The organism is Ensifer sp. ENS06 (assembly GCF_014852205.1).
Lineage (GTDB): Bacteria > Pseudomonadota > Alphaproteobacteria > Rhizobiales > Rhizobiaceae > Ensifer > Ensifer adhaerens.
In genome coordinates, this window is record NZ_JACVBC010000008.1 from 66,616 (window position 1) to 79,929 (window position 13,314).

Sequence of the window (13,314 nt, forward strand, 5' to 3'; positions counted from 1 at the left end):
CTCTCTCAAATCCTACAGAACTTATACAACTTTTTTCTTGGAAACGGCAATGACCTCGAGTCGCCGTTTCTGCAATTTCCTGAGGCGCACAAGGCGCGCGGGCGCTCACGTTTCCATGCATCCAACCCGTTTCTTCGCCATCCGTCCTCATGTAGCGTTCGAAACGAATCAAACCATGGGCCACCAGTCGGTCCAGCGGCGTTCCCAGGTTCACGCGACACCGAGAAGAGGCTTGTCCATGACGGCGACCGACAACAGAAAAGCTGACCATCCGATCGATGCTGTGTTCATCGAGCGCTGGTCGCCCCGCGCCTTCACCAATGAGGAAATCGACGAAAAAACCCTGCTTTCCTTCTTCGAAGCGGCGCGTTGGGCGCCGTCTGCCAGCAACCGGCAACCCTGGCGCTTCGTCTATGCGCGCCGCGGCACAGATCGCTTCCCGGTGCTGCTCGACACGCTCGACGAGGGAAACCAGCGCTGGGCGAAGAACGCGGCAGCACTTCTGATCGTGATTTCAAGAACGCATAATGCAGGGCAGAACGGCGAGATGCGGCACGCCTACACCCACGCCTTCGACACTGGGGCGGCCTGGTACAGCCTCGCTTTGCAGGCCTCGCTCGCGGGCTGGCACACCCATGGCATGGCCGGTATCGATCGCGACAAGGCGATGCACGCCCTGAATGTTCCCGAACACTACCGGGTCGAAGCCGCCGTTGCGATCGGCCGGCTTGCCGATTCCTCGACGTTGCCGGACGATCTGCGCGCACGCGAAATCCCGAGCCAACGCAAGCCGGTCGGCGAATTCGCCTTCGAGGGCCAGTTCAAGGGCGAATGAAGCGCCAACGAAAAATCCCGGCTCTGAGGCCGGGATTTTCTTTATGTCTCTGCATGGGCCTCGATCAGATGTCGAGGTTTGCGACGCTCAGCGCATTTTCCTGAATGAACTCGCGACGCGGCTCGACCTCGTCTCCCATCAGACGCGAGAACAGGCCGTCGGCGTCGGTGGCGTCGGTAACCCGGACCTGCAGCAGCGAGCGGACGTTCGGATCGAGCGTCGTTTCCCAGAGCTGCTCGGCGTTCATCTCACCCAGACCCTTGTAGCGCTGCATCGACAGGCCCTTGCGGCCAGCGGCAAAGATCGCGTCGAGAAGCGCACGCGGGCCGCTGACCTCCTGCGCGCCGTCACGGCGACGCAAAACCGGCGGTGCCGAGTAGATCTCTTTCAACTTTGACGCCAGTTGGTCGATATAGCGGGCATCGGACGAACCGATCAGCGCCATGTCGAGTACGGCGAATTCCTTGACGCCGCGAACCATGCGTTCGAACCGCAACCCGCCTTCGCTGGTAACTGTGCCGGTCCAGCCGCGCTCGGTTTCCTCGGCGATCACGTCGAGACGACGTGCGATCTCGGCGGCGGTCTTTTCGTACTCGTCGCGCTGGCCGTTGAGCTCGACGTTCAGCGCGCCGGCGATGGCCGCCTGCTCGACGATCGCCCGATTATAGCGCGAGTGAAGCCCGTTCATGAGGTTACGCAAGCGCAGGGCATCGGTGATCACCTCGCGCAGGTCCTGCCCGGCGCGGACTTCGCCCGATTCAAGCTGCAGCGTCGCTTCCTCGAGACCCATCGAAATCAGGTAGTCTTCGAGCGCCTGCTCGTTCTTCAGATACTGCGCCGACTTGCCGCGCGTCACCTTATAGAGCGGCGGCTGGGCGATGTAGATGTGGCCGCGCTCGATCAGTTCCGGCATCTGTCGGAAGAAGAAGGTGAGCAGCAGGGTGCGGATGTGGGCGCCGTCGACGTCGGCGTCCGTCATGATGATGATCTTGTGGTAACGCAGCTTGTCGGCGTTGAACTCGTCCTTGCCGATCGACGTGCCGAGCGCGGTGATCAGCGTACCGATTTCCTGGCTCGACAGCATCTTGTCGAAGCGCGCGCGCTCGACGTTGAGGATCTTGCCGCGCAGCGGCAGGATCGCCTGGTTTTCGCGCGACCGGCCCTGCTTGGCCGAACCACCCGCCGAGTCCCCTTCCACCAGGAAGACTTCGGACTTTGCCGGGTCACGCTCGGAGCAGTCCGCCAGCTTGCCCGGCAGCGACGAGATGTCGAGCGCGCCCTTGCGGCGCGTCAGTTCGCGCGCCTTGCGGGCAGCTTCGCGGGCGGCAGCGGCTTCGACCACCTTGCCGACGAGGATCTTGGCTTCGGTCGGATGTTCTTCGAACCAGGTGCTGAGCGCCTCGTTGACGAGGCTTTCGACCACCGGGCGCACTTCCGACGACACCAGCTTGTCCTTGGTCTGCGACGAGAACTTCGGATCGGGAACCTTGACCGAAAGCACGGCCGTCAGGCCTTCGCGGCAGTCCTCGCCCTGGAGCGTGACCTTTTCTCTCTTTGTAATGCCGGACGTATCGGCATAGGACGTGACCTGCCGGGTCAACGCGCCACGGAAGCCCGCCATATGCGTGCCGCCGTCGCGCTGCGGGATGTTGTTGGTGAAGCAGAGCACGTTTTCGTGATAGCTGTCGTTCCACCACATCGCCACTTCGACGGTGATGCCGTCCTTCTCGCCGCGGATCGATACCGGCTTGTGTACCAGCGGCTTCTTCGCGCGGTCGAGATAGGCGACGTAGGCCTCAAGACCGCCCTCGTACATCATCTCGTCCTGGCGGATGTCCGAATGGCGCTTGTCGGTGAGGATGATATGAACGCCTGAATTCAGGAACGCGAGTTCGCGCAAGCGGTGCTCGAGCGTGTTGTAGTCGAACTCGGTCTTGGTGAAGGTCTCGCTGCTCGGCAGGAACGTCACCTCGGTCCCGGTCTCATCGCCGGCGTCGCCGGTAACGGCGAGAGAGCCGTCAGCGACACCGTGGGTGAAGCTCATCTCGTGAATCTTGCCTGCGCGCCGGATCTTCAGCTTGAGCGAAACCGAAAGCGCATTGACCACCGACACGCCGACGCCGTGCAGGCCGCCCGAAACCTTGTAGGAGTTCTGGTCGAACTTACCGCCGGCGTGCAGCTGGGTCATGATGACCTCGGCCGCCGAGACGCCCTCTTCCTTATGGATGTCAGTCGGGATGCCGCGACCGTTGTCGGTTACCGTCACCGAGCCGTCCGGATTGAGCGACACCGTCACGATGTCGGCATGGCCGGCAAGCGCTTCGTCGATCGCGTTGTCCACCACCTCGTACACCATGTGGTGCAGACCGGAGCCGTCGTCGGTGTCGCCGATATACATGCCCGGCCGCTTGCGTACGGCATCCAGGCCCTTCAGCACCTTGATGGAATCGGCACCATATTCGGCGCTGGCGCCGGTTTCGGTCTCAGGATTGTCGGTCATTCAGCTACGGGTCTTTCCAGGTTCTTCGGACATGGTGATTCGTTGCGAATCACGTCTCGGACGCCTCTTGGACTATAGAAAATTTGTCCAGGGTTCCAAATCCCGGACCGCCGCGCGGCGGCCGGAAACAAGCATTCATCCCCTGTCATTATCAGGAAATGTGGCTTTTTCCAAAACATCTTGCAGCTTGCGGATCGTCTCCGGAGACAAAGCGCGAATTTGTTCGCTCAATCGGTTGGCAAAGGCCGTGTGCTCCGGCGTCAGACCCGACGTGTCGAGCACCGTTTTTGGCGAGGAGACGTTGGCAATGCGGAACAGATCCTCCGCCTCGTCCCAGATCACGTTGAAGTAACCGGTGACGCGCTGGAGGAAGTCGAAGCTCGGCGCACCGCGCTTTCCATGCTCGAGCGCTGAGAGATAAGCGGCCGAGACGCCGATCGCCTTTGCCATCTCCTTCTGCGACACGCCCTTGCGGCGCCTGAGGTCGCGCAGAGCCTGGCCGAAGGGCGTCATAGCGCGCTGCCTCTCACGCGCGCCAAGCGAACGTAGAGCGCGCCGTCGCCGCCATGGTTACGGGCGGCCGGCTCATAGGACGAAATCAGCGGCCGGAATTCGGGAAGCGAGAACCAGAGTGGCACCGCCCGCTTCAAGGCGCCGTCGCTGCCGAACGAGGTGCCCTTGCCGGTAATGACGAGCACATGTCGCAGCCCCCGCTCGTGCGCCCGCAGCAGAAACTGCAGAAGAAGTCCGTGCGCTTCGCTCTGGATCATGCCGTGCAGGTCGATCCGGCCCTCAAGCACCAGGTGCCCCTTTGCCAGCTTGCGCTTGACCGGCCGCTCCAGTGGATGATGCACTTTTTCGCCGAGCTTCTTCGTCAGCGCTATGCCCGGCTGCTCGAGAGCTGTTGCCGGCTGGTGCGGCCGCTGCTTGCCCTTCGCCTCTTCCGGAGGTTTTGCCTGTTCGTCTTCGGCCAGAATCTCCATCAGGTCGGCGAGTCGACCGGCCATCGGTCTCGCCGAACGGGCAACCTTGCCCCAGAGAATGCGATCCTCGGCCGAGAGTTTCTTGTCCTTAGCCATGGCCGTAACGGGCCGCGGCCGCCTTGGGAACGAAGACGTAAAAGTCGGCCGCGTTGCGAACCGCTCCGGCCCGCTCACCGGCCTCGAAACCGGATCCGGTAAAGATATCGCCGCGGGCCGGGCCAACGATCGCCGAGCCCGTATCGAGCGCCAGCATCAGACGCTGGAAGGGTTTTCCGTCATCGAGCCGCGTCAGGCTCTCGCTCGCGATAAAGAAAGGAACGCCAAAGGTGTGGATCAGCCGATCAACTGCCAATGAGCGGTTCGGTTCGAGCGAGACCTTGGCGGCGGCAATCGGCCCCAGCCGCTCGTCCTCGACGTCTGCCTCGCGGAAGAAGATGAATGACCGGTTGTGCCAGAGAACCTCATCGACCTCTTCGGGATGCGCTTCCAGCCAGTCGCGAATACTCATCATCGAAACGGTGGCGGCATCGATCTTGCCGCGCTCGATCAGCAATTTGCCAACGGCTGAGAAATAGTGCCCGGTCTTGGCCGAATAAGTGACACGGCGACGCGAACCGTCCGGGAAGCGGAGCCGTGCGGCACCCTGCACATGAACGAAGAAGACCTCGACCTTGGACTTCGCATAGGCGATCTCCAGGCCGCGGCCGGCCAGATGGCCCTGCTCGATCGCTTGCCTGTCCGGATACTCGCTGATCCGGCCACCCTCGGAGAGACCGAAGGCGAAGTAGGGATCCATGCCCTCCGGCCGGTTGCCATCGTGAACATCGACCAGATCGTCCGGTCGGCGGTAGAGCGGATAACGATAGGTCTCGTCCGCTTCGGTGCGGACATCGATCTCGGGCTCGTAAAAGGCCGTGACAAAACCGGAACCCGTTTCGGGCACGATCCGGAAGGGGACGAAATGCGCTTCGAAAAACGCCCGTGCGTTCTCTCCGCTACCAACCTGCTGCCGCGAGGCGGAGAAGGCCGGCAAAAGATCGTCGACTGAAATCCCGAGAGAACCCGTGCGATAGGGTTTGGCCGTCGAGACATGCTGGTGACAGCGACGCATCGCCTCGATCACCGCGGTCGGATCATCATGCTGCCAGCCCGGAAGCTCGGCGAAACGGGCTGGCTCAAATCGATAGGACATCGGTACCGCGTCCGCTCAGTTTTCGGATTCGGTGGCGATCAGCTTCCAGTTCGGATCCCGCGAACGAATGTCGCGCGCGAAGGTCCAGAGATCGTTGACCTCCGCAACCGACTCGGCGTCGCCGTCGATCAAACCGCCCTGCTTGTCATAGGTCGCCGAAATCAGCTGGCTGACGATGCGAACGGTGATGTTCTCTTCGCTGTCCTTCACTTCGGCGTGAATGATATCTGCCTTGTCGATGCCGACGAAGGTGGACTTGACGACTTCGCCCTTTCGCTCGCGATCGGTGATCGCCGCGTCGAAGCCCTCATAGACCTCGCGGGACAGCAGATTCTTCAGCGTCTTTCGGTCGCCGTCCGCGAAAGCCATGACGATCATCTCGTAGGCCATCTTGGCGCCGTTGACGAATTCCTTGGGATCGAAACCCTGATCCGCGTCGCTCAGCGCCCGCAGCTGGGTGTTGAGCGTCGTTCCGGTCTTGGCGAAAGCGTCGATCATTTCGTAGCGGTTTGCTTCTTCGTCCGCATTCTCGCGGCGCGGCAGCTGCACGACCTTGCCCTTGTCGCCGTTTTCCGGCCCCTGGCTCATGTCGCGTGGCGAATACGGATCAAACGGCGGCCGCTCGCTCCCGGTCCGGCGGCCCAAGACGCTGCGCAGTTGGAGGAAAATGACCACCGCGGCGATCAGGAAAAAAAACGTGATGAAGTCAAAAGAGCCCATTTCCACCCGGAACCGCTGTTAGAATTTCTCGTGGCTATTCCATATAGTCCGCAAGGATAGATCATTCAAATGGCGATGTCGCACCCTTAGACGGGGATGTGACACCAGGTTTCATTTTCGGGCAGCATCGATGCGTTCATTTCTTATCCCCCTTGCCATCCTCGGGCTTCCGCTCGCCGAGATCGCCGGTTTCGTTGTCGTCGGCCGAGAGATCGGCCTCCTGATGACGTTGCTGCTGGTTCTTGCCAGTGCATTTGTCGGCGTTATCCTGCTGAGAGTCCAGGGATTTACCGTCATTCGGCGAATGCAGGACGCCACGCGCAACGGCAGCGACCCGGGCCGGGAGGTGCTTGGCGGCGCATTGCTGTTCGTCGCGGCGATCCTGCTGGTGGTGCCCGGCTTCGTCAGCGACGTGATCGGCCTCCTGCTGTTTCTGCCTTTCGTTCGAAATGCGGTTGCCGGTTTCCTGCGCAAGCGAATGACGATCGTGACCGCGGCATCCGGTGCCGGCTGGACACGGCCGCACGAACCGCGCCCCTCGCCGCGCGTCATCGATCTCGACGAGGGCGAATTCTCGCGAACGGACGAGGAGGATCCGCCGCAGGTCGGCGATCGCCGCCGGCCCTAGCCAAGAGGCCACGGTGACAGAATGCGCGAACGGCACTCTATCGCCCATATTCCGGAGCATGCTTTCAGCTTTCCGCTTGGAGCAGAAACCCAGCGCCCGCTGGAAAGCGCCGGGCCCGCAGGGTTGTAAGCCCTAGGCCGAAATGCTAGATGGCCTCACCTATTTTTGTCGAGGAACCCTTATGACGACTGATACCGCATCCAACGGCAACGGCAGCGCGCAGCAGAGCCCGACGCTGAACATCCTCGCCCAGTATATCAAGGACCTTTCCTTCGAAAACCCGGGCGCGCCGCGTTCGCTGCAGGCCCGTGACAAGGCGCCGTCGATCAATATCAACGTCAACGTCAATGCCAACCCGCTCGCAGAGAACGATTTCGACGTCGTGCTCTCGCTGAACGCAGAAGCCAAGGACGGCGACCGCGTCCTGTTCAACGTCGAGCTCGCCTATGGCGGCGTCTTCCGCGTTGCCGGCTTCCCGCAGGAGCACATGCTGCCGCTGCTCTTCATCGAGTGCCCGCGCCTGCTGTTCCCGTTCGCCCGTCAGATCGTTGCCGACGCAACCCGCAACGGCGGCTTCCCGCCGCTGATGATCGATCCGATCGATTTCGCGCAGATGTTCGCTCAGCGCATGGCCGAAGAAAAGGTCCGCGCCCAGGTTTCGAACGAAACCGCAAACTGATCGAATTTCAGATTGCTGAAACGAAAGGCCCGGCCAATGTGCCGGGCTTTTTCGTATCTGCCTTAGTCCTGGGGGTCGTATTTTGCCCAGATCGCCTTGGCGCCGATCTTCGCGATCAACGCCGCGTGGGCGGCCAGGTCCGCCTCCGAGAGCCGGTTCGGCAAGGGACGCGGCCGCTGGCCGATAAGGATCGGCGCGTCGTCGAGTTCGATTGCCTGATCGGTCGATCTGCTGGACACAAGGCCGAGTGCTGCCTGACGGCCGCCGATCATCTCGATGTAGACTTCCGCCAGCAGTTCGGAGTCGAGAAGCGCGCCGTGCTTGGCGCGGTGCGAGTTGTCGATACCGTAGCGACGGCAAAGCGCGTCCAGCGAGTTCGGCCCCATCGGGTGTTTGCGGCGGGCAAGCGCCAGCGTGTCGGTCACACGCTCGATGGCGATCGGCGGCATGCCCAGACGCGCAAACTCGGCGTTGATAAAGCCCATGTCGAAGGTGGCGTTGTGAGCGACCCAACGGGCGTCGCCGAAAAACTCGAGGATCTGGTCGACCACATCGGCAAATGGCGGCTTGTCCTTCAGGGACTCGTCGGTGATCCCGTGGATGGCGAGCGCATCCGGGTGAACCTTGCGGTTGCCGGGATTGATATAGATGTGCAGCGTACGGCCGGTCGGAAATTGGTTCTCGAGCTCGACACCGCCGATTTCGATCACCCGGTCCTCGCGATTGTCGAGGCCTGTCGTTTCCGTATCGAAGATGATCTCACGCATCCGCGTCTCCGTTGCTGGCTGCGAGTTGGTCGACGACGGCCTTCACCTGGCCCCGGGTGACGTCGAAACTGTCGCTGGTATCGATGATGTAGTCGGCGCGTTTACGCTTTTCGCTGTCCGGCACCTGACGCGCAAGGATCATCGCAAGTTTTTCCTCGGTCATTCCTGGGCGCTTCAGCGCCCTTTGGCGCTGCAGCTCGGCCGAACAGGTCACGACGACGACGCGATCGACCCGCTTGTCCGCACCCGTTTCAAACAGGAGAGGAATGTCGAGGACGACGAAGGGCGCGCTGGCGGCCTGGTTTTCCGCGAGGAACTCCTGCTCCTTGCCGCGCACCAGCGGATGGACGATCGCCTCAAGCTCGCGCAGCCGTTCCGGCGCCTGCATGAGCTGGCGCGAGAGTTCGGTGCGATCGACTTTTCCATCTTTCGTGCTTCCGGGAAACGCCCCTTCCACCGGCGCCACCGCCTCGCCGCTATAGAGCTGATGCACGACCTCGTCGGCATCGTTCACCGGCACGCCGAAGTCGCGAAACATCTGGGCGGTCGTCGACTTGCCCATGGCGATCGATCCGGTGAGCCCAAGGATAATCATTCAGTGCCTGTCCATGTCGTCGATAATCAATTGTCGAAGGTCGGCGTCCACCGTCGGCCGACAGCCGAACCAGAGTTCGAAGCCGGGCACCGCCTGGTGCAGAAGCATGCCCAAACCGTCGACGATCGCAAAGCCCTGCACCTCTGCCTGCGCCAGAATCGGCGTCTTCAACGGAACATAGACAATATCCGTGACGACTGCGCTCGAAGCCATAACGCCGAAGTCGATCGCCGGTGCTTTGCTGCCGTCCATGCCGAGCGAGGTGGTATTGATGAACAGGCCTGCGCCGGTCATCACGTCCTTGAGTGCGCCCATCGGATGGGCTTCCACCGCCGGACCGAACCGGTCGGCAAGTTCCTGCGCCCGTTCGACGGTGCGATTGACGACATGGATCGTCTTGATGCCGCGATCACGAACAGCCTGGATGATCGCCCGGCTTGCGCCGCCGGCGCCGAGAATGACTGCCGTCGACGTCCGGTCCCAGCCGGCCGCCCGCTCGTCGAGGTTGGCAACAAAGCCGCGGCCGTCGGTATTGGTGGCATGCACCTTTCCGTCCTGAACCCACAGCGTGTTGGCGGCGCCGAGTTCCTGGCTGAGCTCATCCGGCTGATCCACCAGCCGACAGGCCACTTCCTTGTGGGGGATGGTCACATTGCCACCGCAGAAACCGGATGTCCCGTCCTTGAGGCTGGCAATGAAGGCGGCGAATTCTTCCGGCTTGACCTCGTGCGCTCGATAGCTGCCGGGCAGACCGAGCTGTTTCAGCCAATAGCCATGGATCAACGGCGACCGGGAATGCTTGATCGGATAGCCGGTGACGAAGGCGTGGTTAACAAATGTTTCACGTGAATCACGCATCGATCGTTCCCAGTTCACGGAGTTTGGCAAGCAGCGGCAGCATCGGGAGACCGAGGATGGTGAAGTAGTCGCCCTCGATCTTTTCGAAGAGCTGGATGCCCTCGCCTTCCAGCTGGTAGGCGCCGACGCTCGAAAGCGCCTTTTCGCCGACACGCTCTAGATGACGCTCGACGAAATCTGCCGTCAGCGGGCGCACGGTCATGTGGGCAGAAGACACATGGCGCCAGATGACGTCTTCGCCACGCAAAAGGACGACAGCACTGTTCAGGCGGTGCGTCTGGCCGGAGAGCGAAAGCAGATGTGCGGCGGCTTCCGCCATGGTCTTCGGCTTGTGGTAGACCCGCGACCCCAATGACATTGTCTGATCGGAACCGATCACCAGCGCGTTTGCGAAATACCTGGCGACATCGCGTGCCTTTGCTTCCGCCAGTTCGAGCGCAACGGTTTCGGGCGCAGCGCCCTTATCCTCAAGCGGCTTTTCCAGCGCGCGCTCGTCGATCTCGGCTGCCTTCGCTTCAAAGACCAGGCCGGCATTCTCCAGGAGCGCCCGGCGAAACGGGCTGGCCGAAGCCAGGAGGAGCGAAGATGTCATCATTCAAGTTCCCGAATTGTTCGAATCCGCTCTAACGCAGACGTGGACGCAGGGCAACGATTGCCGCTGCCGTTTCCTCTATCGAACGGCGGGTGACATCGATGACGGGCCAATTGTTGCGCGCACAGAGCGACCGGGCATATTTCAGTTCCTCGGTGATCGAGGCCTTGTCGGTGTACTCATCGCCGTGAAAGCCTTGCGTCGTTCCGAGCACCCGGTGCTGGCGCACTTGCGAGATACGGTCGGCCGTCGCGATCAACCCGACGACGAGCGGCTTCGTCGCTTCCATCAATCTTTCAGGCAACGGTACGCCGGGGACGATCGGGATGTTCGCTGTCTTGATGCCGCGGTTGGCGAGATAGATGCTGGTCGGCGTCTTCGACGTCCGGCTGATGCCAATGAGGACGACATCCGCGTCGTCGAAATCGGCCGGCAGCTGACCGTCGTCATGGTCCATGGTGAAATTGAGCGCGTCGATGCGCGCGAAATATTCCGCATCCATCACATGCTGAGCACCGGATCTCCGCCGCGACGGGGATCCCAGATAGGACTGAAAGAGGTCGATGATGGGATCCAGCACGGAGACGCAAGGGACGCCCATCTCGCGGCAACGGCGATCGATGATGTCGGCGAGTTCGCGGTCGACGATTGTATAGAGAACGATGCCCGGTGCGCCGTCGATCGCGTCGAGAACCTGTAGCAGCTGTTTGCGGTTCCGGATCAGCGGATAGACGTGCTCGAGCGCATGCGAGCTTTGAAATTGGGCCGCGGCGGCGCGCCCGGCAGCAATCAGAGTCTCGCCCGTTGAGTCCGAAATCAGGTGAAGGTGGAAGTAGTTTTTCTTGTTCTCCACGCAATTCTCCTGGTGCTGTTGATAAGCCGGGATGAAACACAGCTAACGACGGGGCCTGGATCCAGGCAAGTGGAAAACAGCCGAGTTATTCACAATTGGGGCTGCGGCGGACATTGTTTCGCGGCGGATGTGGACAAGACTCACGGCGCGGACAAAGTGTCACGCATATCAACTGCTTTTCCACAGGCGCGTCAAAAATCGAAAGCGACTTAAAGAACTGATTCAAAATGCCTTTCTGAGATTGACCACGTTGTTTTTCCAGAGATCGGACTCATTCTCCCTTAGCCGGGCGTCGTGACCGCCGGTCGTGGACAAGTCAGTGCGTTGTTTTAATCCTTGATACCCACCGACTCTAAGAAATAGAAACCTTCTAAATATCTTTGATTTTAAATTGGGAGAGACGATCCGTGACCGAAACACGCAGAAAGGTTCTGGAGGTTTTGGCAGGGAAGACGGTGTCACCTCCTCCGATCTGGCTCATGCGCCAGGCGGGACGCTACCTGCCCGAGTACAGGACAACGCGCGCCGTAGCCGGAAGCTTCCTCGATCTTTGCTACACGCCCGATCTCGCAGTCGAGGTCACGTTGCAGCCGATCCGTCGCTACGCTTTCGATGCCGCCATTCTCTTCTCCGACATCCTGGTCATTCCCGATGCGCTGAAACGCAACGTGCGCTTCGAGGAAGGCCATGGGCCACGAATGGACCCGATCGATGCTGATGGTATCCGTCTCCTGAAGCCTGAGGGCATCTCTGAACACCTCCAGCCGGTCTTTGAGACGGTTTCGCGGTTGCGCGCAGAGCTTCCCTCGGAAACGACGCTGCTCGGCTTCTGTGGCGCTCCCTGGACGGTTGCGACCTATATGATCGCCGGCCAGGGGACGCCGGACCAGGCCCCCGCCCGTCTCTTCGCGTATCGCAATCCCGAGGCCTTCGATCATCTGCTCGCCTTTCTGGCGGATGTATCGGCTGAATATCTCGTGCGACAGATCGATGCCGGCGCCGATGCGGTGCAGATCTTCGATTCCTGGGCAGGTGTTCTCGGTGAGGAGGAATTCGCCCGCTACGCCGTCAAGCCGGTGCAGCGGATCATCGCCTCTGTTCGGGCGCAGCGGCCGCAGGCAAGGATCATCGCCTTTGCGAAGGGCGCGGGGCAGCTGTTGAACGGATATCGGCAGGCGACCGGTGCTGACGCGATCGGTCTTGACTGGACCGTTCCGCTTTCCTTTGCGAAGGATCTGCAGAAGGAAGGGCCGATACAGGGCAATCTCGATCCGATGCGGGTCGTTGCCGGCGGCGTGGCCCTTGAGGAAGGCGTTGACCGCATTCTCGACGCACTCGGTCACGGTCCGCTGATCTTCAATCTCGGCCATGGCATAACGCCGCAGGCCGATCCCGATCATGTCTCGGCGCTGGTTGCCCGGGTTCGTGGAGCGCGGTGATGGCGGAGAAGCAGACCGACCGGGCGCCGGGCAACAGGGCGCGGCTCAGGGCAGCGATCGCGCTTGGTGCGTTCGTGGCGCTTCTCGTCGGTCTGTTCGTCTGGCGCCCGGATGATCTCTATCTCTGGATCAAGGCGCTGCATGTTATCGCCGTGATGTCCTGGATGGCGGCGTTGCTCTACATGCCCAGGCTGTTCATCTACCACACGGATGCGGAGCCCGGATCCGCCCAGTCGGAAACCTTCAAGATGATGGAGTTGCGGCTCCTGAAGGTCATCATGAACCCGGCCATGATGATTTCCTGGGTGCTCGGGCTTTATCTGGCCTGGAGCGTTTATGGCTTCCAGGGTGGCTGGCTGCATGCCAAGCTTCTGTTCGTGGTGCTGCTGACCGGTGTCCACATGCGTTTCAGCCGTGCTGTGCGCGCCTTTCAGCGCGACGAGAACAGGCACGATGCGCGCTATTGGCGGTTGATGAACGAGGCGCCTACCCTCTTGATGATCCTCATCGTCATCATGGTCGTCGTGAAGCCATTCTGAATTTAATCGATTTGCGGCCTGTCATAGGCGTTTCTAATTTGCGACAGCCCCTTGCAGGGTTTCACGTGAATCGCTATTTTCTGCCATCTCCTCTTCATGGCTTGTGACAAAGACAAGAGCCTGCCCCTTCCTGC

Annotated in this window: 15 protein-coding genes; 5 read left to right on the forward strand and 10 right to left on the reverse strand. The window is 61.2% G+C overall.

Annotated features, from left to right (window positions below; all coding sequences use genetic code 11):
* Positions 1 to 238: 238 nt before the first annotated feature.
* Positions 239 to 835 carry a nitroreductase family protein gene (locus tag IB279_RS24485; RefSeq protein WP_192339891.1) on the forward strand — a complete coding sequence of 199 codons (597 nt, stop codon included), beginning with the start codon at positions 239 to 241 and terminating at the stop codon, positions 833 to 835.
* A gap of 64 nt (positions 836 to 899) precedes the next feature.
* Here the strand turns inward: IB279_RS24485 and gyrB are convergent, their stop codons facing one another.
* The 5 genes from gyrB to IB279_RS24510 all read right to left on the reverse strand — a co-directional run bounded on the left by gyrB (position 900) and on the right by IB279_RS24510 (position 6,230).
* Complete coding sequence (gyrB, locus tag IB279_RS24490) at positions 900 to 3,335, reverse strand: DNA topoisomerase (ATP-hydrolyzing) subunit B (protein WP_034800121.1); 2,436 nt, start codon at positions 3,333 to 3,335, stop codon at positions 900 to 902.
* Positions 3,336 to 3,470: 135 nt separating this feature from the next.
* Positions 3,471 to 3,848 (reverse strand): helix-turn-helix domain-containing protein, encoded by a 378-nt coding sequence (locus IB279_RS24495; protein WP_034800122.1) that lies wholly within the window; start codon positions 3,846 to 3,848, stop codon positions 3,471 to 3,473.
* The gene (locus IB279_RS24500) at positions 3,845 to 4,414 is read right to left on the reverse strand and encodes a Smr/MutS family protein (protein WP_060583750.1); all 570 of its coding nucleotides are present in this window, start codon (positions 4,412 to 4,414) and stop codon (positions 3,845 to 3,847) included. Before IB279_RS24500 ends, IB279_RS24495 begins: the two co-directional genes overlap by 4 nt.
* On the reverse strand, positions 4,407 to 5,510 hold the full coding sequence (locus IB279_RS24505; RefSeq protein ID WP_090295165.1) for a murein transglycosylase A: 1,104 nt from the start codon (positions 5,508 to 5,510) through the stop codon (positions 4,407 to 4,409). Before IB279_RS24505 ends, IB279_RS24500 begins: the two co-directional genes overlap by 8 nt.
* Positions 5,511 to 5,525: 15 nt before the next feature.
* Complete coding sequence (locus IB279_RS24510; RefSeq protein ID WP_034800130.1) at positions 5,526 to 6,230, reverse strand: Tim44/TimA family putative adaptor protein; 705 nt, start codon at positions 6,228 to 6,230, stop codon at positions 5,526 to 5,528.
* Between the two features lie 130 nt (positions 6,231 to 6,360).
* On the opposite strand from IB279_RS24510, the gene IB279_RS24515 reads away from it, so the two are divergent.
* Both IB279_RS24515 and secB read left to right on the forward strand, forming a co-directional pair.
* On the forward strand, positions 6,361 to 6,858 hold the full coding sequence (locus tag IB279_RS24515; protein WP_112773159.1) for an FxsA family protein: 498 nt from the start codon (positions 6,361 to 6,363) through the stop codon (positions 6,856 to 6,858).
* A gap of 181 nt (positions 6,859 to 7,039) precedes the next feature.
* Positions 7,040 to 7,537, forward strand: a complete 498-nt coding sequence (gene secB / locus IB279_RS24520; protein WP_060521526.1) for a protein-export chaperone SecB — start codon at positions 7,040 to 7,042, stop codon at positions 7,535 to 7,537.
* A 62-nt stretch (positions 7,538 to 7,599) separates the two neighbouring features.
* Here secB and dnaQ read toward each other — a convergent pair whose 3' ends face one another.
* From dnaQ to IB279_RS24545, 5 genes are read right to left on the reverse strand one after another with little or no spacing between them, the layout of a single operon-like run.
* On the reverse strand, positions 7,600 to 8,304 hold the full coding sequence (gene dnaQ, locus IB279_RS24525) for a DNA polymerase III subunit epsilon (protein ID WP_060521525.1): 705 nt from the start codon (positions 8,302 to 8,304) through the stop codon (positions 7,600 to 7,602).
* Positions 8,297 to 8,899, reverse strand: coding sequence for a dephospho-CoA kinase (coaE, locus tag IB279_RS24530; RefSeq protein WP_090295168.1), 603 nt, complete (start codon positions 8,897 to 8,899; stop codon positions 8,297 to 8,299). The genes dnaQ and coaE overlap by 8 nt, the downstream gene beginning before the upstream one ends.
* On the reverse strand, positions 8,900 to 9,757 hold the full coding sequence (locus IB279_RS24535; RefSeq protein WP_112773161.1) for a shikimate dehydrogenase: 858 nt from the start codon (positions 9,755 to 9,757) through the stop codon (positions 8,900 to 8,902).
* Positions 9,750 to 10,349: a Maf-like protein gene (locus IB279_RS24540; RefSeq protein ID WP_112773168.1), complete on the reverse strand. Its 600-nt coding sequence runs from the start codon at positions 10,347 to 10,349 to the stop codon at positions 9,750 to 9,752. The genes IB279_RS24535 and IB279_RS24540 overlap by 8 nt, the downstream gene beginning before the upstream one ends.
* Before the next feature lie 31 nt (positions 10,350 to 10,380).
* The gene (locus IB279_RS24545) at positions 10,381 to 11,202 is read right to left on the reverse strand and encodes a pyruvate, water dikinase regulatory protein (protein ID WP_034800138.1); all 822 of its coding nucleotides are present in this window, start codon (positions 11,200 to 11,202) and stop codon (positions 10,381 to 10,383) included.
* 407 nt (positions 11,203 to 11,609) lie between these two features.
* Between IB279_RS24545 and hemE the strand changes: the two genes are divergently transcribed.
* Together hemE and hemJ are read left to right on the forward strand one after the other, a co-directional pair.
* Positions 11,610 to 12,641 carry a uroporphyrinogen decarboxylase gene (hemE, locus tag IB279_RS24550; RefSeq protein ID WP_112773162.1) on the forward strand — a complete coding sequence of 344 codons (1,032 nt, stop codon included), beginning with the start codon at positions 11,610 to 11,612 and terminating at the stop codon, positions 12,639 to 12,641.
* Positions 12,638 to 13,180, forward strand: a complete 543-nt coding sequence (hemJ, locus tag IB279_RS24555; RefSeq protein ID WP_089044253.1) for a protoporphyrinogen oxidase HemJ — start codon at positions 12,638 to 12,640, stop codon at positions 13,178 to 13,180. Before hemE ends, hemJ begins: the two co-directional genes overlap by 4 nt.
* The last annotated feature ends 134 nt before the right edge of the window (positions 13,181 to 13,314 follow it).

Excerpts from the sequence above, each read along its gene's own strand:
- IB279_RS24540 (WP_112773168.1), bottom strand. The coding sequence starts at position 10,349 with ATGACATCTTCGCTCCTCCTGGCTTCGGCCAGCCCGTTTCGCCGGGCG.
- IB279_RS24500 (WP_060583750.1), bottom strand. The coding sequence starts at position 4,414 with ATGGCTAAGGACAAGAAACTCTCGGCCGAGGATCGCATTCTCTGGGGC.
- IB279_RS24535 (WP_112773161.1), bottom strand. The coding sequence starts at position 9,757 with ATGCGTGATTCACGTGAAACATTTGTTAACCACGCCTTCGTCACCGGC.
- coaE (WP_090295168.1), bottom strand. The coding sequence starts at position 8,899 with ATGATTATCCTTGGGCTCACCGGATCGATCGCCATGGGCAAGTCGACG.
- dnaQ (WP_060521525.1), bottom strand. The coding sequence starts at position 8,304 with ATGCGTGAGATCATCTTCGATACGGAAACGACAGGCCTCGACAATCGC.
- IB279_RS24510 (WP_034800130.1), bottom strand. The coding sequence starts at position 6,230 with ATGGGCTCTTTTGACTTCATCACGTTTTTTTTCCTGATCGCCGCGGTG.
- IB279_RS24515 (WP_112773159.1), top strand. The coding sequence starts at position 6,361 with ATGCGTTCATTTCTTATCCCCCTTGCCATCCTCGGGCTTCCGCTCGCC.
- IB279_RS24485 (WP_192339891.1), top strand. The coding sequence starts at position 239 with ATGACGGCGACCGACAACAGAAAAGCTGACCATCCGATCGATGCTGTG.
- IB279_RS24495 (WP_034800122.1), bottom strand. The coding sequence starts at position 3,848 with ATGACGCCCTTCGGCCAGGCTCTGCGCGACCTCAGGCGCCGCAAGGGC.
- secB (WP_060521526.1), top strand. The coding sequence starts at position 7,040 with ATGACGACTGATACCGCATCCAACGGCAACGGCAGCGCGCAGCAGAGC.
- IB279_RS24505 (WP_090295165.1), bottom strand. The coding sequence starts at position 5,510 with ATGTCCTATCGATTTGAGCCAGCCCGTTTCGCCGAGCTTCCGGGCTGG.
- gyrB (WP_034800121.1), bottom strand. The coding sequence starts at position 3,335 with ATGACCGACAATCCTGAGACCGAAACCGGCGCCAGCGCCGAATATGGT.